The 22,218-nt window shown below is 63.7% G+C and carries 21 protein-coding genes; 8 read left to right on the forward strand and 13 right to left on the reverse strand.

Annotation, left to right across the window (positions count from 1 at the left end; translation table 11 throughout):
* Window positions 1-60: 60 nt before the first annotated feature.
* Window positions 61-2,007: a BCCT family transporter gene (locus FPB55_RS24055; RefSeq protein WP_223809683.1), complete on the reverse strand. Its 1,947-nt coding sequence runs from the start codon at window positions 2,005-2,007 to the stop codon at window positions 61-63.
* Window positions 2,008-2,540: 533 nt separating this feature from the next.
* Here FPB55_RS24055 and betI point away from each other — a divergent pair.
* The 7 genes from betI (at window position 2,541) to trxC (ending at window position 13,941) form a co-directional block, all read left to right on the forward strand.
* Window positions 2,541-3,197, forward strand: a complete 657-nt coding sequence (gene betI / locus FPB55_RS24060) for a transcriptional regulator BetI (protein ID WP_009684989.1) — start codon at window positions 2,541-2,543, stop codon at window positions 3,195-3,197.
* 38 nt (window positions 3,198-3,235) lie between these two features.
* A complete protein-coding gene (gene betB / locus FPB55_RS24065) occupies window positions 3,236-4,708 on the forward strand; it encodes a betaine-aldehyde dehydrogenase (protein ID WP_009684988.1) in 1,473 nt (490 codons plus the stop codon).
* Window positions 4,709-4,865: 157 nt separating this feature from the next.
* A complete protein-coding gene (gene betA, locus FPB55_RS24070) occupies window positions 4,866-6,557 on the forward strand; it encodes a choline dehydrogenase (RefSeq protein ID WP_009684987.1) in 1,692 nt (563 codons plus the stop codon).
* 196 nt (window positions 6,558-6,753) lie between these two features.
* Entirely contained in the window at window positions 6,754-8,496 is a 1,743-nt protein-coding gene (locus FPB55_RS24075; protein ID WP_047149596.1) for a potassium/proton antiporter, read from the forward strand.
* A gap of 35 nt (window positions 8,497-8,531) precedes the next feature.
* Window positions 8,532-11,840, forward strand: coding sequence for a mechanosensitive channel MscK (gene mscK / locus FPB55_RS24080; RefSeq protein WP_009684984.1), 3,309 nt, complete (start codon window positions 8,532-8,534; stop codon window positions 11,838-11,840).
* A 127-nt stretch (window positions 11,841-11,967) separates the two neighbouring features.
* Window positions 11,968-13,428: a YdiU family protein gene (locus FPB55_RS24085; protein WP_144189684.1), complete on the forward strand. Its 1,461-nt coding sequence runs from the start codon at window positions 11,968-11,970 to the stop codon at window positions 13,426-13,428.
* Window positions 13,429-13,506: 78 nt separating this feature from the next.
* On the forward strand, window positions 13,507-13,941 hold the full coding sequence (trxC, locus tag FPB55_RS24090; protein WP_054904607.1) for a thioredoxin TrxC: 435 nt from the start codon (window positions 13,507-13,509) through the stop codon (window positions 13,939-13,941).
* A 3-nt stretch (window positions 13,942-13,944) separates the two neighbouring features.
* Here trxC and FPB55_RS24095 read toward each other — a convergent pair whose 3' ends face one another.
* Genes FPB55_RS24095 through FPB55_RS24110 form a run of 4 tightly spaced genes read right to left on the reverse strand, consistent with a single transcriptional unit; the run spans window position 13,945 to window position 16,155 of the window.
* On the reverse strand, window positions 13,945-14,301 hold the full coding sequence (locus tag FPB55_RS24095) for a transcriptional regulator (protein WP_144189461.1): 357 nt from the start codon (window positions 14,299-14,301) through the stop codon (window positions 13,945-13,947).
* Window positions 14,291-14,461, reverse strand: coding sequence for a type II toxin-antitoxin system HigB family toxin (locus tag FPB55_RS26880; RefSeq protein ID WP_144189462.1), 171 nt, complete (start codon window positions 14,459-14,461; stop codon window positions 14,291-14,293). Before FPB55_RS26880 ends, FPB55_RS24095 begins: the two co-directional genes overlap by 11 nt.
* Window positions 14,436-15,209 (reverse strand): ParA family protein, encoded by a 774-nt coding sequence (locus FPB55_RS24105; protein ID WP_009684980.1) that lies wholly within the window; start codon window positions 15,207-15,209, stop codon window positions 14,436-14,438. Before FPB55_RS24105 ends, FPB55_RS26880 begins: the two co-directional genes overlap by 26 nt.
* A gap of 16 nt (window positions 15,210-15,225) precedes the next feature.
* Window positions 15,226-16,155 carry a LysR family transcriptional regulator gene (locus tag FPB55_RS24110; protein WP_144189463.1) on the reverse strand — a complete coding sequence of 310 codons (930 nt, stop codon included), beginning with the start codon at window positions 16,153-16,155 and terminating at the stop codon, window positions 15,226-15,228.
* A gap of 164 nt (window positions 16,156-16,319) precedes the next feature.
* On the opposite strand from FPB55_RS24110, the gene FPB55_RS24115 reads away from it, so the two are divergent.
* Window positions 16,320-17,507, forward strand: coding sequence for an MFS transporter (locus FPB55_RS24115; RefSeq protein ID WP_154211596.1), 1,188 nt, complete (start codon window positions 16,320-16,322; stop codon window positions 17,505-17,507).
* A gap of 36 nt (window positions 17,508-17,543) precedes the next feature.
* Here the strand turns inward: FPB55_RS24115 and FPB55_RS24120 are convergent, their stop codons facing one another.
* From FPB55_RS24120 to gspG, 8 genes are all read right to left on the reverse strand, one after another.
* Window positions 17,544-17,891 (reverse strand): NirD/YgiW/YdeI family stress tolerance protein, encoded by a 348-nt coding sequence (locus FPB55_RS24120; protein WP_047149598.1) that lies wholly within the window; start codon window positions 17,889-17,891, stop codon window positions 17,544-17,546.
* Between the two features lie 61 nt (window positions 17,892-17,952).
* On the reverse strand, window positions 17,953-18,432 hold the full coding sequence (locus tag FPB55_RS24125) for a hypothetical protein (protein ID WP_047149599.1): 480 nt from the start codon (window positions 18,430-18,432) through the stop codon (window positions 17,953-17,955).
* On the reverse strand, window positions 18,432-19,538 hold the full coding sequence (gene gspL, locus FPB55_RS24130; protein ID WP_144189464.1) for a type II secretion system protein GspL: 1,107 nt from the start codon (window positions 19,536-19,538) through the stop codon (window positions 18,432-18,434). Before gspL ends, FPB55_RS24125 begins: the two co-directional genes overlap by 1 nt.
* A complete protein-coding gene (locus tag FPB55_RS24135) occupies window positions 19,531-20,388 on the reverse strand; it encodes a type II secretion system protein GspK (protein WP_125854355.1) in 858 nt (285 codons plus the stop codon). The genes gspL and FPB55_RS24135 overlap by 8 nt, the downstream gene beginning before the upstream one ends.
* Window positions 20,385-20,963: a type II secretion system minor pseudopilin GspJ gene (gene gspJ / locus FPB55_RS24140; protein ID WP_047149601.1), complete on the reverse strand. Its 579-nt coding sequence runs from the start codon at window positions 20,961-20,963 to the stop codon at window positions 20,385-20,387. The genes FPB55_RS24135 and gspJ overlap by 4 nt, the downstream gene beginning before the upstream one ends.
* Complete coding sequence (gene gspI, locus FPB55_RS24145) at window positions 20,950-21,333, reverse strand: type II secretion system minor pseudopilin GspI (protein ID WP_009684969.1); 384 nt, start codon at window positions 21,331-21,333, stop codon at window positions 20,950-20,952. The genes gspJ and gspI overlap by 14 nt, the downstream gene beginning before the upstream one ends.
* The gene (gene gspH / locus FPB55_RS24150; protein WP_009684968.1) at window positions 21,311-21,775 is read right to left on the reverse strand and encodes a type II secretion system minor pseudopilin GspH; all 465 of its coding nucleotides are present in this window, start codon (window positions 21,773-21,775) and stop codon (window positions 21,311-21,313) included. Before gspH ends, gspI begins: the two co-directional genes overlap by 23 nt.
* A complete protein-coding gene (gene gspG, locus FPB55_RS24155; RefSeq protein ID WP_009684967.1) occupies window positions 21,772-22,218 on the reverse strand; it encodes a type II secretion system major pseudopilin GspG in 447 nt (148 codons plus the stop codon). Before gspG ends, gspH begins: the two co-directional genes overlap by 4 nt.

A 22,218-nucleotide genomic window follows, 5' to 3' on the forward strand; every position in this document is an offset into this window, starting at 1 on the left:
ATATTGCTCAAAAAAAAGGCCTTGCACGGTGGGCAAGGCCTTTTCTTCATCGCAGCAGCGTCAGCTGTACACTCGCCCCAGCAACTGGCGATGGCTTTCGAACTGGTCCAGCACGTCACGCACGATCTGCTCGGGCGCAAAGCCCATCAGGTCGTACTCCTGGCTGCCGTCGTGCAGGTAAACCTCGGCACGGTAGAAGCGTTGACGGACTTCCGGCTCGCCTTCCACCGGCGCCTCGCTCGGTGCCGCCAGGTAGCCGTCCAGGCTCACTTCGTAGACGAACGGGTTACCTTCTTCCATCATCACCCGCAAGCCCATCATGTCGCGCGCCTGGCCAACACGGGACTCCACGTCGAAGCCCAGGGTCTGCAACTGGGCAGCAGCCTCCTTGAGGGCCGGGCTGACCTGCTTGTCCATGAAGCGCTGCACCACGGCCTGGGTCGGCTGCAGCTCCAGCTGGGTCAGCCGCTCACTGAACCCACGTCGGCCACGGGCAGCCAGTTCGGCGCGCTCCTGCTCTACCGCCACGTCCTGTTTCATGGCCTTGTACAGGCCGAACATGAACAGCACCAGCACCACCGAGAACGGCAGGCCCGCCAGCACGACCATGGTTTGCATGGCCTCGAAATTACCGGCGAACAGCAAACCGATGGTCACCAGGGTGATCACCACCGACCAGAACACCACCATCCAGTGCGGGGCATCCTCGTCGACCTTGCCGCCTTTGCAGGACAGGTTGGCCATCATCACCGCACCGGAATCGGCCGGGGTCAGGAACAGCACGAAGCCAACGAACACCGCCACCCCGATCACGAGCTTGGCTGCCGGGAAGTATTCCAGCAGTTGGTAGATCGACATCGAGGGTTGTTCCAGCGCAGTCTTGCCCAGCTCGACCGCGCCCTGGTTGATCACCAGGTCCAGCGCGGTGTTACCGAAGATCGACAGCCAGGCCAAGGTGAAGCCCAGCGGGATCAGCAGCACACCCATGACCAGCTGGCGCACGGTGCGGCCTTTGGAAATACGGGCGATGAACATGCCTACGAACGGGCCCCAGGAGATCCACCAGGCCCAGTAGAACACGGTCCAGAGGCCCAACCAGCGTTCGGACTTGCCAGCCTCGCCCTCATACACGTACAGGTCGAAGGTTTTCAGCACGATCCCGTTGAGGTAATCGCCTACGTTCTGCACGAAGCCGTTCAGCAGGTGCAGGGTTTCGCCGCCCAGCAGGACGAAGATCAGCAAGCCGCTGAACAGCATGATGTTCAGGTTGGACAGGCGGCGAATGCCGTTTTCCACACCCGAAACCGCCGCCACGGTAGCCACGCCAGCCATCACCAGGATCACCACCAGCAGGTTGGTCTTGCTGTGGTCCATGCCGAACAGGTACTCCAGCCCGGACGACACCTGCATGGCACCGATGCCCAGGTTGGTGACCAGGCCCAACAGGGTGACGAACATGCCGAAGATGTCCACGGCATTGCCGGCGGCACCCTTGACCCAACGTTCGCCGACCAGGGGGTACAACGCCGAGCGCAGCGCCAGCGGCTGGTTATGCCGGTAGGCGAAGTAGCCCACGGCCAGGCCGACCAGCGCATAGATCGCCCAGCCATGCAGGCCCCAGTGCAGGAAGGTCAGCTGCAGTCCCTGGCGCGCGGCTTCCAGGCTTGCCGGGGTGCCCTCCGGTGGGTTGAAGTAGTGGTCCAGCGGTTCGGAGGCGCCAAAGTACAGCAGCGAAATACCGATGCCCGAGGAGAACAGCATGCCGGCCCAGGCGCCATAGCTGAAGTCGGGCTGGTCGTCCTTGCCGCCGAGCTTGAGGCTGCCGTAATCGGAGAAGGCCAGGTAGACGACGAACAGCAGGTAACCGCAGATCACCAGCATGTAGTACCAGCCAAAGGTGCGCGTCAGCCACTTCTGGGCCACGCCCAGCACCTGGCCGGCAGTTTCGGGTACAGCGATCAGCAAGGCAGTCAGAACAAGGATCATCAGCGCCGAGGTGAAGAACACCACGCGGTTGACCCGTACCCTCTCGGCGGGGGGCTTGGTAAGTGAGGCAGAACTCATTGCACGAATGCTCCGGGCAGTGCGGCTGTGGAGGCTAATCATTCTTTCCCGAGCAATTGGTGGAATATCCCCACTGCATCAGGTGTTATAAAAGCACCCTGGAAACCGTGATCCCGAATCGATACGTTGCAAAAAACAGACAGGTGGTCTGCTGTAAATGCCACGCTTTACCCGCTGGGTGCGCGCATTCGTCACAGATCACCCCGCCCGCTCCAAGGGCCCGCCGCAGGGCCGGGGCCACATGGCAGAATCTGCATTTCGCATCGCTGATGCCCGTCAACGCCTTGTATTACGGGGGTTACGCGATTTCCTGGGGTGTCAATTCGTGCCTGCTCGACGACCTGAAAGACTGTCAATGGCACAAATTGTCGCAGAGCTTATTCTTTATTGATTGAACGTTCAATCAAAACAAAATAGACTGGTCTTCGCCGAGTCAGCCGCCTGTCGCCTGCTCGCAGGCCTGAGGAGATAGCAAGATGCCCAAGGTCGGTATGCAACCCATCCGCCGCCAGCAGTTGATCGAAGCCACGTTGCAGGCTGTCGACCAGGTCGGCCTGGGGGACGCCAGCATTGCGCTGATTGCCCGTTTGGCCGGGGTGTCGAACGGCATCATCAGTCACTACTTTCGGGACAAGAACGGCCTGATAGCAGCGACGATGGGTTACATCATGAATATGCTCAACGAAGGCGTTCGAGCACGTCGCCAGGCCCTGACGGACGACAGCCCGCGCGCTCACCTGAAAGTGATCATCGAGGGCAACTTCGATGCCAGCCAGGTGAACGGCCCGGCGATGAAAACCTGGTTGGCCTTTTGGGCTTCCAGCATGCACCAGCCCGATTTGCACAGGTTGCAACGGATCAACGACCACCGTTTGTACTCCAACCTGTGTTGCCAGTTTCGCCGTGCCTTGCCGCTTTACCATGCGCGCAAGGCCGCCCGCGGCCTGGCAGCCCTGATCGACGGTCTGTGGCTGCGCGGTGCCTTGTCGGGCGATGCATTCGACACTGGCCAGGCAGTACGGATTGCTTACGAATACATGGATCTACAACTGGCTAAGCAGCACACCCTGGGCACCAACGACCCGGCTGCTGAACAAGCGCGCACGGCCCTTGCCCACCCGGCAGGAGCGTGACGCAAAGCCAAACCACACACTGCACTTGCGAGGACACTATGGCCCGTTTCGGAACGCAAAAACTCTACATTGATGGCGCTTACGTCGACGCTGGCAGCGATGCCACTTTCGAAGCCATCAACCCGGCTACCGGCGAAGTCCTTGCCCACGTGCAGCGTGCGACCGAGGCTGACGTCGAGAAAGCCGTCGAAAGCGCCGAGCGTGGCCAGAAAGTCTGGGCTGCGATGACCGCCATGCAGCGCTCGCGCATCCTGCGCCGCGCCGTCGACATCCTGCGCGAGCGCAACGACGAGCTGGCCATGCTGGAAACCTTGGACACCGGCAAGTCGTACTCGGAAACCCGCTACGTCGACATCGTCACCGGCGCCGATGTGCTGGAGTACTACGCAGGCCTGGTACCGGCCATCGAGGGCGAGCAGATCCCGCTGCGTGAATCGTCCTTCGTCTACACCCGCCGCGAGCCGCTGGGCGTGACCGTAGGTATCGGTGCCTGGAACTACCCGATCCAGATCGCCCTGTGGAAATCCGCCCCGGCCCTGGCCGCTGGCAACGCGATGATCTTCAAGCCATCGGAAGTCACGTCGCTGACCACCCTCAAACTGGCCGAGATCTACACCGAAGCCGGCCTGCCCAATGGCGTGTTCAACGTGCTGACCGGCAGCGGCCGTGAAGTCGGTACCTGGCTGACCGAGCACCCCCGCATCGAAAAGGTTTCCTTCACCGGCGGCACCACCACCGGCAAGAAGGTCATGGCCAGCGCCTCGAGCTCGTCGCTCAAGGAAGTCACCATGGAACTGGGCGGCAAGTCGCCGCTGATCATCTGCGCCGATGCCGACCTGGACAAGGCCGCCGACATCGCCATGATGGCCAACTTCTACAGCTCGGGCCAGGTATGCACCAACGGTACCCGCGTGTTCATCCCGGCTGAAATGAAGGCTGCCTTCGAAGCCAAGATCGCCGAGCGCGTTGCGCGCATCCGTGTTGGCAACCCGGAAGACGAAAACACCAACTTCGGCCCGCTGGTCAGCTTCCAGCACATGGAAAGCGTGCTGGGCTACATCGCCAAGGGCAAAGAGGAAGGTGCCCGCCTGCTGTGCGGCGGCGAGCGTCTGACCACCGGTGAGTTCGCCAAAGGCGCCTTCGTGGCCCCGACCGTGTTCACCGACTGCAGCGACGACATGACCATCGTCAAGGAAGAGATCTTCGGCCCGGTGATGAGCATCCTCACCTATGAAACCGAGGAAGAAGTGATCCGCCGCGCCAACGACACCGACTACGGCCTGGCCGCCGGTGTCTGCACCAACGACATCACCCGCGCCCACCGCATCATCCACAAGCTCGAAGCCGGTATCTGCTGGATCAACGCCTGGGGTGAATCGCCGGCCGAGATGCCGGTCGGTGGCTACAAGCAGTCGGGCGTAGGCCGTGAAAACGGCGTCAGCTCGCTGGCCCAATACACCCGTATCAAGTCGGTTCAGGTCGAACTGGGCGGCTACAACTCGGTCTTCTGACCGACAGTTGCAAGCCGCAAGCTTCAAGCTGCAAGAAAGAGCCGGTCGGCGTCAGACCGCCGGCCCTTGCAGATACCATCCATTCGCAAGCTTCGCCCAGCTGCTTTTTCTTGCAGCTTGTAGCTAGAAACTTGCCGCTGCATTTCGGAGAAATGCCATGGAATACGATTACATCATCGTCGGTGCCGGCTCCGCCGGTAACACACTGGCCACCCGCCTGACCGAAGATGCCGGCGTCACCGTACTGCTGCTGGAAGCCGGCGGCCCCGACTACCGCTTCGACTTCCGCACCCAGATGCCAGCAGCCCTGGCCTTCCCGCTGCAAGGCCGCCGCTACAACTGGGCCTACGAGACCGACCCGGAGCCGTTCATGGACGGCCGCCGCATGGAGTGCGGCCGCGGCAAGGGCCTGGGTGGTTCGTCGCTGATCAACGGCATGTGCTACATCCGCGGCAACGCCATGGACTTCGACGGCTGGGCAGAACTGCCAGGCCTGGAAGACTGGACCTACCTCGACTGCCTGCCTTACTTCCGCAAGGCCGAAACCCGCGACATCGGCCCCAACGACTACCACGGCGGTGACGGCCCGCTCAGCGTCGCCACGCCCAAAGCAGGCAACAACCCGCTGTTCAACGCCATGGTCGAAGCCGGTGTTCAGGCCGGTTACCCGCGTACCGAAGACCTCAACGGCTACCAGCAGGAAGGCTTTGGCCCGATGGACCGTTCGGTGACCAAGAACGGCCGCCGCTCCAGCACCGCCCGTGGCTACCTGGACCAGGCCAAGAAACGCCCGAACCTGACCATCGTGACCCACGCCCTCAGCGACCGCGTGCTGTTCGAAGGCAAGCGCGCGGTTGGCGTCACCTACCTGGTGGGCGACAGCGAAGAGCGCGTAGAAGCCCGTGCCCGCAAGGAAGTGATCGTCAGCTCCGGCGCCATCGCTTCGCCGCAGCTGCTGCAGCGCTCCGGCGTCGGCCCGCGTGCCCTGCTGGAAAGCCTCGACATTCCGGTGGTGCACGACCTGCCGGGCGTGGGTGAAAACCTGCAGGACCACCTGGAGCTTTACCTGCAGTACGCCTGCACCCAGCCGGTGTCGCTGTACCCGTCGCTGCTGTGGTGGAACCAGCCGGCCATTGGTGCCGAGTGGCTGTTCAACGGCACCGGCATCGGCGCCAGCAACCAGTTCGAGGCTGGCGGTTTCATTCGCAGCCGCCCTGAATTCAAGTGGCCGAACATCCAGTACCACTTCCTGCCGGTGGCGATCAATTACAACGGTTCCAATGGCGTGAAGGAGCATGGCTTCCAGGCGCACATGGGTTCGATGCGCTCCCCGTCCCGCGGCCGCATCCAGGCCAAGTCGAAAGACCCGCGCCAGCACCCGAGCATCCTGTTCAACTACATGTCCTCCGAGCAGGACTGGCAGGAATTCCGTGACGGCATCCGCCTGACCCGCGAAATCATGGCCCAGCCGGCACTGGACCCGTACCGCGGCCGCGAAATCAGCCCCGGCGCGCATGTGCAAACCGATGAAGAGCTGGACAAGTTCATCCGCGAGCACGCCGAAACCGCCTTCCACCCGTCCTGCTCGTGCAAAATGGGCACCGACGACATGGCGGTGGTCGATGGCGAAGGCCGTGTGCACGGCATGCAGGGCCTGCGCGTAGTGGATGCCTCGATCATGCCGTTGATCATCACCGGCAACCTCAACGCCACCACGATCATGATCGCGGAGAAAATCTCGGACAAGATCCGTGGTCGCAAGCCGTTGCCACGCAGCACCGCCAAGTACTACGTGGCTGGTGATGCCCCGGTCAAAGGCAAGCCGATGCGTGAAGTGAAGCAGGCGTAAGTCTGCACCGGCCGCATCGCCGGCAAGCCGCCTGCCAGAGGTTGAGCACCGGCAACATGACAAAAGGCACCCACCGCGGTGCCTTTTGCACATCTGCAGAAACGCTTTACATGCTGCCAATTCATCAGGTTAGAATCGATTGGCACGCGACTTGCCAGTCATTCCCCTTTCCAGCGTTATCCCGGAGTACCTGCCTTTGGATGCCAGCACCATCAACAGCCTGTTCCTGATCGGCGCATTACTGGTGGGCGCGAGTATTCTGGTCAGTTCGCTGTCGTCGCGCCTGGGCATCCCTATTCTGGTCATCATTCTCGCCGTGGGCATGGTCGCTGGTGTCGATGGTGGCGGCATCATCTTCAACAACTACCCGACCGCCTACCTGGTGGGCAACCTCGCCCTGGCGGTGATCCTGCTCGACGGCGGCCTGCGCACACGGGTGGCGAGCTTTCGCGTAGCGCTATGGCCGGCACTGTCGCTGGCCACGGTCGGGGTCATGATCACCACCGCCCTGACCGGCCTTGTTGCTGCCTGGCTGTTCAACCTGAGCCTGATCCAGGGCTTGCTGATCGGCGCCATCGTCGGCTCCACCGACGCCGCAGCGGTGTTTTCGCTGCTGGGCGGCAAGGGCCTGAACGAACGGGTTACCGCCACCCTGGAGATCGAGTCGGGCAGCAACGACCCGATGGCGGTCTTCCTGACAGTTACGCTGATCGACATGATTGCCAGCGGCCAGACCGGCCTGCACTGGAGCCTGCTCACCCACCTGCTGCGCGAGTTCGGCATCGGCGGGTTGCTGGGCCTGGGCGGCGGCTGGCTGATGCTGCAAATGGTCAACCGGATCAACCTGGCCGGTGGCCTCTACCCCATTCTGGTGGTGGCCGGTGGCCTGGTGGTGTTCTCGCTGACCAACGCCCTGCACGGCAGCGGCTTCCTGGCTGTGTACCTGTGCGGCCTGGTGCTGGGCAACAAGCCGATTCGCAGCCGCCATGGCATCCTGCACATGCTCGACGGCATGGCCTGGCTGGCGCAGATCGGCATGTTCCTGGTACTGGGGCTGCTGGTGACACCGCACGACCTGCTGCCCATTGCCCTGCCGGCACTGGGCCTGGCGTTGTGGATGATCCTGGTGGCGCGGCCTCTGTCGGTGGTGGCGGCATTGCTGCCGTTCAAGGCCTTCCACGGCCGCGAAAAAGGCTTCATCTCGTGGGTTGGCCTGCGCGGCGCGGTGCCGATCATTCTCGCGGTGTTCCCGCTGATGGCCGGCCTGCCGGACGCCCAGCTGTTCTTCAACCTGGCTTTCTTCATCGTGCTGGTGTCGCTGCTGGTGCAAGGCACCAGCCTGCCGTGGATGGCCAAGCTGCTGAAGGTGACTGTACCACCGGATCCGGCACCCATCTCCCGCTCTGCGCTGGAGGTGCACATCACCAGCGAGTGGGAAATGTTCGTCTACCGCCTGGGCAAGGAGAAGTGGTGCATCGGCGCCGCCCTGCGCGAGCTGAAGATGCCGGAAGGCACACGCATCGCCGCCCTGTTCCGCGGCGAGCAGTTGCTGCACCCCTCTGGCAGCACCGTGCTGGAGGTCGACGACATGCTCTGCGTGATCGGCCACGAACACAACCTGCCGGCGCTGGGCAAACTGTTCAGCCAGGCGCCGCAGCGTGGCCTGGACCTGCGCTTCTTCGGCGACTTCGTTCTCGAAGGCGATGCCGAACTGGGTGCGGTGGCCGCACTGTATGGCCTGAAACTCGATGGCCTGGACGCGAAAATGCCGCTGGCGCAGTTCATCCGACAGAAGGTCGGAGGCGCTCCAGTAGTAGGTGACCAGGTGGAATGGCACGGCACGATCTGGACCGTGGCGACCATGGTCGGGAACAAGATCCAGAAAGTGGGCGTCAGATTCCCCGAAGGAACGCGACCCGGACCAGGATTGTTCCTCTAAACTTCGTTTCTGCCGGATCCACAAGTAGTCTGCCTATGTCCCTGCGCGCATACCTTCGCACAGCCCTGCTCGGGCTGTGCCTGTCCCTTTCCTTCGCGGCCACCGCGGCAGAGCCGCCAACGGCTGCCAGCATTCAGAACAGCCTCGACAAGATTGCCGAGCGCAAGCTGCCCGAGGCCGACCAGAAGGCCTTGCAGCAGGTGCTGGAACAGACCCTGAGCCTGCTGGCCAGCAAGGACGACAACGAGAAGAAGCTGGCCGCCCTCAAGCAGCAACTCAGTGCCGCACCCAAGGAAACCGACGACAGCCAGAAAGAGCTGGCCCGGCTCAAGCAAACCAAGGTTCAGCCGGTTGCCCAGCGCTATGCCAACCTCAACGTGCAGCAGCTCGAACAGATGCTCAGCGAGCGCAACACCCAGCAGGGCGAGCTGCAGAAGTCGCTGTCCGACGCCAACAGCCTGATCATCAACTCGCAGACCCGCCCCGAACGTGCCCAGGCCGAAATCAGCAGCAACCAGACCCGCGCCCAGCAGATCAACACCATCCTCAAGACCGGCAAGGACGGTGGCAAGTCGATCAACGCCGACCAGCGCAACCAGCTGAACGCAGAACTGGCTTCGCTCAACGCGCTGACCCTGCTGCGCCGCCAGGAACTGGCCGGCAACAGCGTGCTGCAGGACCTTGGCAACGCCCGCCATGACCTGCTGATCGAGCGTGCCGCGCGCCTTGAGCAGGAAATCCAGGACCTGCAGACGCTGATCAACGACAAGCGCCTGGCCCAGTCCCAGGAAACGGTCACCCAGCAATCGATCGAGGCGCAGAAGGCGGGCGGCAGCAGCCTGCTGGCCACCGAAAGCGCAGCTAACCTGAAGCTGTCCGACTACCTGCTCAAAAGCACCGACCGCCTCAATGAGCTGACCCAGCAGAACCTGCGCACCAAGCAGCAACTGGACAGCCTGACCCAGGCCGACCAGGCGCTGGACGAGCAGATCAACGTGCTCAAGGGTAGCCTGCTGCTGTCCAAGATCCTCTACAAACAGAAACAGACCCTGCCACACCTGAAACTCGACCGTGACCTGGCCGACCAGATCGCCGACACCCGCCTGTACCAGTTCGAGGTCAGCCAGCAGCGCGAGGTGATGAGCAACCCGGTGACCTATGTCGACAAGCTGCTGGCAGCCCAACCGCAGGAACAGGTAACCCCGCAGCTGCGCAAGGCCCTGCTGGAGCTGGCGATCACCCGCAGCGACCTGCTGGAGCGGCTGAACCGCGAGCTTTCGGCGCTGCTCAACGAATCGATCACCCTGCAGCTCAACCAGAAACAATTGCTGGGCACTGCCCAGAGCCTGCGCACCACCCTCGACGAACAGATGTTCTGGATCCCCAGCAACAAGCCCCTGGACTGGGACTGGCTGCGCACCGTGCCGCAACGGCTGGCCGACCAGGTCGCCAACCTGCCGTGGGCCTCCAGCCTGAGCGAGCTGACCGACGGCCTCAGCCACCGGCCGCTGCTGTTCCTGCCGCTGTTGCTGGTGATCGGCGCTCTGTTGTGGCGGCGCAAGTACCTGTACCAACGGCTGGGCAAGGTGCACCAGGACATTGGCCATTTCCGCCGCGACAGCCAGTGGCATACGCCACAGGCGATTCTTATCAATATCCTGCTGGCGATGCCGGTCAGCCTTGTCCTGGCGTTGTGCAGCTATGCCCTGCAAATCGACGCCCGCGGGCAGAACGCCAACCTTGGCGCGGCCCTGTGGCAACTGGCCCAGGCGTGGCTGGTGTTCTATACCGCCTACCGCATCCTTGCACCCGGCGGCGTGGCGGAAGTGCATTTCCGCTGGTACAAACCCCAGGTCGAGTTCCTGCGGGGCTGGGTACGCCGCCTGGGCACCGTGGTGCTGGCCCTGGTCGGGGTAGTGGCGGTGGCCGAGCACCAGCCGTCGGCGCTGGCCGACGATGTACTGGGTATTGGCGTGGTGCTGGCCTGCTATGCGCTGATGGCCTGGCTGCTCAGCCGCCTGCTGCTCAGCAGCCCGGCGCACCGTGACACTTCGCTGTTCCGCAAGGCGGTCGGCGTGGCGTTCACTGCGCTGCCTATCGCCCTGTTCGTCGCGGTGTGCTTCGGCTACTACTACACCGCCCTGAAACTCACCGACCGGCTGATCTACACCCTCTACCTGCTGCTGTTCTGGCTGGTGATCGAGGCCGCCTTCGTGCGCGGCCTGTCGGTTGCGGCCCGCCGCCTGGCCTACCAACGGGCACTGAGCAAGCGCGCGGCGGCCAAGGAAGGGCTGGACGGCGAAGTGGTCGTCGAGGAGCCGACCCTGGACATCGAGCAGGTCAACCAGCAATCGCTGCGCCTGATCCGCCTGGCCCTGCTGGGCGGTTTCATCGCTGGCCTGTACTGGGTATGGGCCGACCTGCTCTCGGTGTTCGCCTACCTCAACAACTTCGTGCTGTACGAATACACCAGCGGCACCGGCGCCGCTGCCAGCATGGTGCCCATCAGCCTGGGCGACCTGTTGGGGGCACTGGTGATCGTCGGCATTACCTTCGCCCTGGCCGGCAACCTGCCAGGCCTGCTGGAGGTGCTGGTGCTGTCACGCCTGAACCTTGCCCAGGGCAGCGCCTACGCCACCACCACCCTGTTGTCGTACACCATCGTCGGCGTGGGTATCGTCAGCACCCTGTCGACCCTGGGGGTCAGCTGGGACAAGCTGCAATGGCTGGTGGCGGCGCTGTCGGTGGGCCTGGGCTTCGGCATGCAGGAAATCTTCGCCAACTTCATTTCCGGCATCATGATCCTGTTCGAGCGCCCGGTACGCATCGGCGACACCATCACCATCGGCAACCTGTCGGGCACGGTGAGTAAGATCCGCATCCGCGCCACCACCATCACCGACTTCGACCGCAAGGACATCATCGTCCCCAACAAGACCTTCATCACCGGCCAACTGATCAACTGGTCGCTGACCGACACGGTCACCCGGGTCACGCTGAAGCTGGGCATCGACTATGGCTCCGACCTCGACCTGGTGCGCGAGCTGCTGCTCAGGGGCGCGCATGAAAACCCACGGGTGCTCAAGGACCCGGAACCGATCGTGTACTTCCTCAACTTCGGCGAAAGCTCGCTGGACCACGAACTGCGCATGCACGTGCGCGACCTGGGTGACCGCAACCCGACGCTGGATGAACTCAACCGCTTCATCAGCCGCGAGTTCAAGGCGCACGACATCAAGATCTCGGTACGCCAGGTCGAGGTGTTCCTGATGGACGCAGCCGGCGGCAAGCAGCAGCTGATACCGATGGAGCAGCCCAAACCCGATGGCACCCAACCTGTGTGAGTGGACGCCATAGGGCATGAACGCCCAGAATGCCTGCGAGGGCTTGGCCCTCGATCGCCGGCAAGCCAGCCCCCACAGCTGGGCCCCGCAAAGCGGCCCCAATGGCACCGACTTCCAGGAGCAGCCCGTGAAAGCCCTCGACCAACTCACTTTCGACAACCGCTTCGCCCGCCTGGGCGATGCGTTTTCTACCCAGGTGCTGCCCGAGCCCATCGCCGAGCCCCGCCTGGTGGTGGCGAGCGAGTCGGCCATGGCGCTGCTGGACCTCGACCCGGCCCAGGCCGAACTGCCTCTGTTCGCCGAACTGTTCAGCGGCCACAAGCTGTGGGACCAGGCCGACCCAAGGGCGATGGTGTACTCCGGCCACCAATTCGGCTCGTACAACCCGCGCCTGGGCGATGGCCGCGGCCTGTTGCTGGCCGAGGTCCTGAACGACGCCAATCAGCACTGGGACCTGCACCTCAAGGGGGCCGGCCAGACGCCGTACTCGCGCATGGGCGACGGCCGCGCCGTGCTGCGCTCATCGATCCGCGAGTTCCTCGCCTCCGAAGCCCTGCACGCCCTGCACATTCCCACTAGCCGCGCGCTGTGCGTCATCGGCTCGAGCACCCCGGTATGGCGCGAAACACGGGAAAGCGCGGCCATGCTCACCCGCGTGGCGCAGAGCCACGTACGCTTCGGTCATTTCGAGTATTTCTACTACACCAAGCAGCCTGAGCAGCAACGGGTGCTGCTCGACCACGTCTTGCAACAGCACTACGCCGAGTGCGGCACCGCCGAGCAACCTTACCTGGCGATGTTCCGCACCATCGTCGAGCGCAACGCCGACCTGATCGCCCGCTGGCAGGCCTATGGCTTCTGCCACGGGGTCATGAATACCGACAACATGTCGATCCTCGGCATTACCTTCGACTTCGGCCCGTACGCCTTCCTCGACGACTTCGACGCCAATTTCATCTGCAACCACTCCGACGACCGTGGTCGTTACAGCTACGCCAACCAGGTGCCCATCGCCCACTGGAACCTCAGCGCGCTGGCCCAGGCGCTGACCACGGTGGTCGAGGTGGAGCCGTTGAAGCAGGCGTTGAGCCTGTTCCTGCCACTGTACCAGGCCCATTACCTGGACCTGATGCGCAGGCGCCTGGGCCTGACCACGGCCGAGGATGACGACATGGCGCTGGTCGAGCGCCTGCTGCAGTGCATGCAGCGCGGTGGTGTGGACTACAACCTGTTCTTCCGCCGGCTGGGCGGGCAACCGGTGGCCGAAGCGTTGAAGGTGGTACGCAATGACTTCATCGACCTGGCCGGCTTCGATGCCTGGGGCGCCGAATACCTGGCCCGCTGCGAGCGTGAAGCTGGTAATGCCGAGGGGCGCCGCGAACGCATGCATGCAGTGAACCCGTTGTACGTGCTGCGCAACTACCTGGCGCAGAAAGCCATCGAGGCAGCTGAAGCGGGGGATTACAGTGAAGTGCGGCGGCTGCACCAGGTGCTCAGCAACCCCTTCGAGGAGCAACCCGGGATGCAGGCCTACGCCGAGCGCCCACCGGAATGGGGCAAGCACCTGGAAATCAGCTGCTCTTCCTGATTGGCGCTTAACCCCTGTGGGAGCGGCCTTGTGTCGCGATGGGCTGCAAAGCAGCCCCAATAATCTCGAGGAACCAATATGTCCGAACCACTGGTCATCCCCTGCCCCCACTGCAACGGCCTCAACCGCTTGCCTGCCGAGCGCCTGGGCGACGCGCCGAAATGCGGCCGCTGCAAACAGCAGGTCCTGCTGAGCGCCCCTTTCGAACTCACCGAAGCCAGCTACGCCAGCCAAATCAAAGGCGACCTACCGCTGTTGGTGGATGTCTGGGCCGACTGGTGCGGCCCGTGCAAATCGTTCGCCCCCACCTTCGAACAAGCCGCCCGCCAACTGGCCGGCCGCTGCCGCCTGGCCAAGCTCGACAGCGAAGCCAACCGCAACCTGGCCGGGCAACTGGGCATCCGCTCGATCCCCAGCCTGCTGCTGTTCAAGAACGGCCGCGAAGTCAGCCGCCAGGCCGGGGCGTTTCCACTCCAGGCGTTGTTGGAGTGGGTGCGCAGCCAGGGGGTTTAGTTTTCAAGCGCTTGCCAGCAGCGACTCATAGGGAATGCGAAGGCCATCATGCAGGCGCTTGATCATGGAAAGGCTCAGCCCGCGCTTCCCGCTCAGTACTTCCGAAACTCGCCCGCTTGGACCGATGTACGGTTCAAGATCTCTTGGCGTGAGCCCCTGCTGATCCATACAAAACTTGATAGCCTCGATGGGATTGGCGGGGTGAATGGGATAGTGCCTGTTCTCGTACACTTCGATCAGTGTCACAAGCACTTCCATTTCATCAGCCTCAGGCGTGCCCGCTTCAGACTGAAAAATGGCTTCGAGGCGCTGGAATGCTGCTCGGGGATCGTCCTCGTTACGAATCGGCTTAATATTCACAGATTGTCTCCACGTCAATCTCGTCATAGCGCTTGTGCGTACCGACGAACTTCACCCAGGCGATACCGGCGCGGTACTGCATATCAACCACAAGCCGGTACTTGTTACCCCCAATAAGGAAGCGGGCTAGATACCTACTCGCTGCGCTCCAGCAAATCATGCAACTCGACAAACTGCTGTGTCAGCTTGTGCCTGGGCTCCAGGTGAATCAGCGGCAGGCTGGCGTGGTGCGATTCACGCATCTTCACCGAGCTGCCAAGGTACACCGGCAGCACCGGCAGCCCTTCGGCCAGCAGTTCGTCGAGCATCTGCTGCGGCAGGCTGGCACGCGACTGGAACTGGTTGACCACGATGCCTTCGACTACGAGGTCTTCGTTATGGTCTTCCTTGAGGTCTTCAATTTCGGCCAGCAGGCCATACAGGGCCTGGCGCGAAAAGCTGTCGCAGTCGAAGGGAATCAGCACACGGTCAGCCGCGATCAGCGCCGAAACTGCATAAAAATTAAGCGCCGGCGGGGTGTCGATATAGATCCGCTCGTAATCCTCGTCTAGCTCATCGAGCAGCTTACGCAGCTTGTTGATCTTGTGCTTGGCCTCGAGCTTGGGCTGCAGGTCGGCCAGTTCAGGCGTTGCAGTCACCACATGCAGGTTGTCGAACGGGGTTTCATAGATATCCACCTTGTTCTTCTTGCTGAATGGCCCGCTGGACAGGCTCTGCTTGAAGAAATCGGCGATACCCATGGGGATATCCTCACCCGTCAGCCCGGTGAGGTACTGTGTCGAGTTGGCCTGGGCATCCAGGTCGACCAGCAGGGTCCGGTAGCCTTCATTGGCACTGACCGCCGCCAGGTTGCAGGCGATGCTCGACTTGCCCACGCCACCTTTCTGATTGAACACCACGCGCCGCATGGTTGACCTCCGTGTTTCAACGAATGCCCGAGTATGTGGCGGTGTCGCCGCCATGGCCAGTGCTATTCGCCTGAAGCAGCTGCGCAAACGCCTTGGCCATGGCCGACCCGCCGCCTTCGCGCTGCACCAGCCACACCGCGGTCATCGCCCCCTCGTCGAGCAAGGTGCGGTACACCACCCCTTCGATACGCATGCGCTGGAACGAGGCCGGCAGCACCGACACCCCCAACCCCGCCGACACCAGGCCGATGATGGTCATCGCCTCCCCTGCCTCCTGGGCAAAATGCGGGCTGAACCCGGCCTGCCGCGCCAGGCTCAGCAACTGCGCATGCAAGCCGCTGCCATAGCTGCGCGGGAAGAACACGAACGGCTCATGGGCCAGCGCCGCCATGTGCACGCCTTGCCCGCTGGCTTCGGCCAGCGGGTGTGAGGCATTGATCACCGCCACCAGTGGCTCGCGGAACAGCTCGGTGGCCAGCAACCCTTCCGGCAGCGGCATTGGCCGCATCAGGCCGATTTCGATGGACTCATCGAACACCCCTTCGGCAACATCGCGGCTGCTCATTTCCTTGAGGTTCAGGTGCACTGCGGGGAAGCGCTGGCGAAAGGCATGAATGGCCTTGGGGATCTTCGATGTGAACGGGGCCGAGGAGGTAAAGCCGATCTTCATCTCGCCCAATTCACCCAGTTGTGCACGCCGCGCCACATCCGCCGCCTTCTCCACCTGCGCCAGCACCTGACGCGCCTCGCCCAGGAACAGCCGGCCTGCCTCGCTCAGCTCGACCCGGCGGTTGGTGCGCTCGAACAAGCACGCCCCCAGCTCCTGTTCCAGCGCCTGGATCTGCTGGCTCAGCGGCGGTTGCGAAATGCCCAGTTGCTGGGCGGCGCGGCCGAAGTGCAGCTCTTCTGCCACGGCAATGAAATAACGCAGATGGCGCAGTTCCATGGTTCGCTCCAAACAAGTCGCACAACGTCTTAAATAGGTCGAACAATATATTGGATCTAATCATTAGCCAGCTATATGCTTTTTTCATTGCACCAGAGGTACCCGCCGTGAAAACTGCTGTAGCCGCGCAGCCCATCCAGCTCGAACCTGCCACCTTGACCGACATGTGGATCGAAAAAGGCACCCCCGCCTTCATGAAGACCGTGCTGGCCCTGTTCAGCGGCGGCTTCGCTACCTTCGCCCTGCTGTATTGCGTACAGCCGATGATGCCGTTGCTGTCTAAAGAATTCGCCATCAACGCCGCACAGAGCAGCCTGGTGCTGTCGGTGTCGACCGCGATGCTGGCGTTCGGCCTGCTTGTCACCGGTCCGATCTCGGACCGCATCGGCCGTAAGCCGGTGATGGTGTTCGCCCTGGTGTGCGCCGCGCTCTCCACCCTGGCCAGCGCGGTGATGCCGAGCTGGGAACTGGTGCTGGCCACCCGCGCGCTGGTCGGCCTGTCGCTGAGCGGCCTGGCAGCAGTGGCCATGACCTACCTGAGCGAAGAGATCCACCCCCAGCACATTGGCCTGGCCATGGGTTTGTACATCGGCGGCAACGCCATTGGCGGCATGAGCGGGCGGCTGATCACTGGCGTGTTGATCGACTTCGTCAGCTGGCACACAGCCATGCTGACCATCGGCGGCCTGGCCCTGGGCGCCGCCCTGGTGTTCTGGAAGGTGCTGCCGGAGTCACGCAATTTCCGCCCGCAGACGATGAGCCCGCGCAGCCTGCTGGACGGGTTCGTCATGCATTTCAAGGATGCCGGCCTGCCCTGGCTGTTTCTGGAGGCCTTCCTGCTGATGGGTGCCTTCGTCACCCTGTTCAACTACATCGGCTACCGCCTGCTGGCCGAGCCCTATCACATGAACCAGGCACTGGTCGGCTTGCTGTCGGTGGTGTACCTGTCCGGCATCTACAGCTCGGCGCAGGTCGGCGCCTTGGCGGACAAGCTGGGCCGACGCAAGGTGTTCTGGGCCAGCATCGTGGTCATGGCGTGTGGTTTGCTGATGACCCTGGCCAGCCCACTGGCCATGGTGATCGTGGGCATGCTGGTGTTCACCTTCGGCTTCTTTGGCGCGCACTCGGTGGCCAGTAGCTGGATCGGCCGGCGGGCGCTGAAGGCCAAAGGGCAGGCGTCGTCGCTGTACCTGTTCAGCTATTACGCCGGCTCGAGCGTGGCCGGGACGGCGGGCGGGGTGTTCTGGCACCAATGGGGCTGGAATGGCATCGGCCTGTTCATAGGCAGCTTGCTGGCAGTGGCGTTGCTGGTGGCGCTACACCTGAGCAAGTTACCACCGAAGTCGGCGTGAGGCATTCGCGGGCACGCCCGCGAACTGGCCCGGGAATCAGTTGATGATTTCGACGATATCCACATCCACTTCACGGCTCATCAGGTGTTTCTCCACCTCACCGGTCAGCTTGACCTTGGTCTTGTCGTTGAATGGCGTCGGTGGCAGGTCTTCATCATCGATTTCCACGGTGATGGTGCCGGTGTTGTCCTTGAATTCGTATTTGTCGTCGTTGTTGATCTTCTTGGTGACGAAGCCCTGCAGCACCACCGGCGTGTCATCGGCGGCATCGTTCGCAGCGGCCACGGTGGTTACCGCTTGTGCACCCGGGCCGGTATAGCCGGCAGCCAGGGCAGCAGTGCTGAACAGCGGGGCGAGGATCAGGGCAAGGTAACGGGTTTTCATGGAGGCAGGTCCTGTTTCGGTTTGGATGGGAACAGCCTACCGAAGCTGGCTGAATCCAATCTTAATCGCCCCAGGCTTCGTCCAGTTCCAGCGCCAGCTGCACCTGCAACTGCGCGCCAGTCACCTGTAGCTGCACACTGCGCAGCTGTGCGCCGTCACGTTCCAGCGTGTGCAGCCAGCTCAGCACTGCCGTGGGCTGGCCTTCGAGGCTGACATCGAGCTGATTGGCCCGAGCCTGCAGCCCGACAACGCGCAAACCGGCGGCCAAGGCACGCTCATTGAGCGCGGCGGGCGTCAGTGCCCGCACCGCTTCGCGCCCCCCGACCGGCGCTGACGCCACCTGCTGCAACTGCCCGGCCAGCTCCAGCGCCTGCCCATGGGCAAGCTCGGCCTGCAGCATGCGCTGCTTACCAGGCAGCCAAGCCAGTTGCCAGAGCGCCAGCATGGCCACCCCCCATAGCGTGGCCCTGATCAGTGCCCGCCGCGTGGCGGGTAGGGTTTGCCATTGGCGAACAAGAGCCTGCTCAAACCTGTGCTTCATCAAGTCCCGCTCCAGGTCAGGGTTGCCCGCACCCCTTGGGCAGTCTGCCGGGCCTGGTCCATCAGCACGGCAGGGGCCAGCAAACGCAAGCGCTCGAGGTCATCGAACCCCAGGGCCAGCACATCCATACGCCACCCTTGCGCCGGGCTGAACGCGGCCCGTTCAAGGGTAATGTTCCCGGTTTCCACCAGCGGCTGCGCGACGGCCGCCAGGCCTTCCATGCGGGTGGTCGTACGAGGGCCGGCCTGCAACGCCCTGACGCGCACCGCCAGGTCACCGGTGACGGGCTGCCCGGGCGCCCACCGCTGGAATGCCTGAACGTTTTCGGCATGCTGTTGAGCCACGCGCTGCAACAGCCCCTCGACACGCCAATGATCGGCCACGCACAGCATGGCGAAGCCCAGCAGCACTGCGCCCGCCAACGCCGACCAGGGTAACGCCAGGCGCTGACGGCGGAATGGCCCCTGGCGCAGGTCCAGCGCCTTGGCTCGCCCTTGCAGCAAGGTCTGGAAGGCATTGTCGACCCTGTGGTTGACCAGCGGTTGCCCGCCATCGGCAGCAGCGGCCTGCCAGGCCATCGGCGGCAATTGCCGCGCCACGATTTCGGCTGCCTGGGGCGTGGCGACCAGCCACGGCCCACCTCCGCCGCCCACTAGCCAGCGCCCGTCAAGCCACAGTGCACTGGGCTGCTCGCCACCCAGCAGGTCGGCATCGGCATGGATCGCGACCGGGTCGATACCCAGCGTTTGCAACAGGGTCAAAACATTGCGCAGCACCTGACGCTCTACCACCAGCGCACGGCGGTGCCCTTGCATATCAGCTGCGGCAAAAACCAGGTGCACCGATTCCAGCGCCGCTGCCAACTGCTCTTCGGCGGCGTAGGCCAATGCTTCAGGCTTCGGCCGCTTGCCTGGCACGGGGCCGATTTCGCAACTGCCGAGCATTTCCATCGGCAAGACAAGGATCACAGGGCCGGCCAGGGTCGCCCCGAGCGCGTCCAGACGCGTCTTGCGCACGCTGCCATCGCCTGCTCGCAGCCACACCGGCCACTGCGCATCGGCCGCCGCAACACCCGCGGGCAATAGGTACAGCCAGGTTTCACTCATCTGCTCTTCGCTCCCGCATTGCAGTAAATACACGCCGCACCACACGAACCTGGTGCGTGTTCAAATCGATCTCCAGGTCGCTGTACAGGTACATGCGCCTCCCCGCCTGCTGTGCCTGCACCTCAAGGCGAAACCAGCGGCTGGTCACGGCAAGCCCGCGCCTGTTCACGCCCACGCCTTCCAATTGCGCAGAGGCCAGAAAACGCTCCACCGTCGGGTAGCCCGCCTCGGGGCGTTGTCGTATGAGGTCGGCGGCCACCGCTGGCGACAACTCCGCCAGTGCTGCCAACAGGCGTGCCGGGGCCGTGTTGATGTTGAGCCGCGCCTCCTTGGGCAACACCACTACCCAAGGCTGCAAACGCGCCATCACCTCGGCAGTGACGCCCGGCAGGGCCCGCAACTGGGTAGGGTCCAGCAGCGGCTGGCCCGCCAGCGCCTCCAAGGCCGCCGGCGCCACCTGCAGTGCATGGCACAGGCGCTGCCAACGCTCGAGCAGCAAGGGGTCGGGGGTTTTACCTGCGGTCAGGGCGCCGAGGTTGAAGCGCCCTGCAAGGTCCTCCAGCTGTAGTTGCACCCGGCCTTCGCCCAAGGTCAACACACGGGGTTGGCCCCAGCCCTGCCGCCCGTGGGTCACCTGGAGGATCTCCCCTACCTCACCCCGCAGGCTCGCAAGCGCCTGTTGTTCGCCGGCTTGCGCCAGGCGCAACAGGCGCGTGGCTTCGAGCTGCTGGGCAACACCGCCAAGCAGCAGGCGATGGCTGTGCAACATGCCGGCTATCAATAACGTCAGCAGCGCCATCACCAGCAGCACGGTAATCAGCGCCAGCCCCTTCTGCCGTTGCCGCTTCACTGGCTGGCCCCGCCAAGCGTCAGTACCCGCCGAATCTGCGCCAAGCGCCGGGTGGACAGGGTCACCTCCAGCGCCTGCGGTGGCAGGGCCCGGCGCTGGGCCATTGGCCAATGCGCCTGCCAGCCGCTACCGGGTACATACAGGCGCCACTGCAGTTCGCCCACACCTTCGAGCAAACGCTGCGGGCGCGGCTGGCCCTGCCCCTGGGTGCGCCGCTGGCGCCACAGCACGCCGTCGGCGAGCCAGTATTCGACCACCCTCAGTTCGCTGCGCTTGAGCGCCTGGTGGTCGGGTTCGCGGGTCAGCCAATGGGCCCGGTCGCCGTTCAGCAGGATGCCGTAACCGCCCTTGGCCAGGCTCGCCGGCAGATACCCTTGCAAGGCATCGCGCTGGATCAGGCTCATGGCCCTGCCCAGCGCATGCAACTGCTCGGCCTGGGCCTGGCGCGCACGCTCGGCCCGCATGACCACATCCAGCACACGCGCACTGCCCACCGCCAACAAGGCAAAGAGGGCCATGGCCAGCAGCAGTTCGATCAAGGTGAAACCGCGCTGGCGGGGCCTAGCGTGAAGCATCGCTGCCCCCCTGCCACCCGGTGGCCTGGTGCAACACCTGGCGATCGGCCGCAAGGCCCACGTGTACCTCGACCTCCAGCAGGCCAGCCCCGCCCAGCCGTCGCCGGCTTTCCTGCAGCAGCCAGCGACGCTGGCCGAACATCACCTCCATGCTGCGCTGGCCGGGCGCCAGGGCCGGTTGCAGGCGCATCTCCATCAGGTGGTTGTCGGCGACCCAGCTGGCAAAAAGACGGTCCTGCAACCCCTGCGACTGCACCAGTATGCGCTGGCTGGCCGTGCTCACCGCCACGGCCAGCACCGCGAAGATCGCCAGCGCCACCAACACCTCGAGCAGGGTGAAGCCGCGTTCAGGGCTGGAACTGCGGGGCATTGAGGCCATCGCTAGACAGGGAGACCAGGCGCACGGTGTCGGCCTCGAAATACAGGGAAAACGGCGTGTGCTCGTCATTGCCGTACATCACCAGTTGCGGCGCCTTGCCAGGCACGGCGGGTGGCACTGGCAGCCCATCGATCTGCAGGCGCAGGTCCAGGCCAATATCGCGCTGCTGGCCCGCGGGCTCCCAGCTGTCACCGCGGGCCTTCAGCAGCTGATAGCCTTGCGGGTCGATTCGGATACCCAGCGCCACGCCCTCCAGCACAGCCTGTTGCCGTGCGTGTTGCACCATTTGCAAAAACAGGTTGGCCTCCTGGCTGGCCAGGCGCTGCGGGTCGCGCCCGATACCGAGCCCCGCCATGCCCATGACGATGCTCAGCAGCAGCAGGACCAGCAACAGTTCCAGCAGTGTGAAGCCTTGCGCGCGGGGCCGTTTCATTCAGACCAGTTGCCGATATCGGCATCCATCTGTTCGCCGCCCGGCTGCCCGTCGGCACCCAGCGAGTAAAGGTCATACCCCTGGTTCGAACGGCTGCCCGGGTTCACGTACTGGTAAGGCGAGCCCCAAGGGTCGGTAGGCGTACGCTTCAGATAGCCCTGGGCACTCCAGTTGCGCGGCAATGGCGCCACGCTGGGGCGTGTGACCAAGGCGTCCAGGCCCTGCGCGGACGTTGGATAACGGCCGTTGTCCAACCGATAGATTTCCAGCGCGGTGGCGATCGACTGCAGGTCGGTGCGGGCCGCGGTCAGCTTGGCATGGTCGGGACGGCTCATCACGTTGGGCAGCACCAGCGCGCCAAGCACGCCCAGGATGATGACCACCACCATGATTTCGATGAGTGTGAAGCCACGTTGCGCGTGGCGTGTAGCACGAAGGGACAT

This window comes from Pseudomonas sp. BJP69 (genome assembly GCF_007633355.1).
GTDB classification, from domain to species: Bacteria; Pseudomonadota; Gammaproteobacteria; order Pseudomonadales; family Pseudomonadaceae; genus Aquipseudomonas; species Aquipseudomonas juntendi.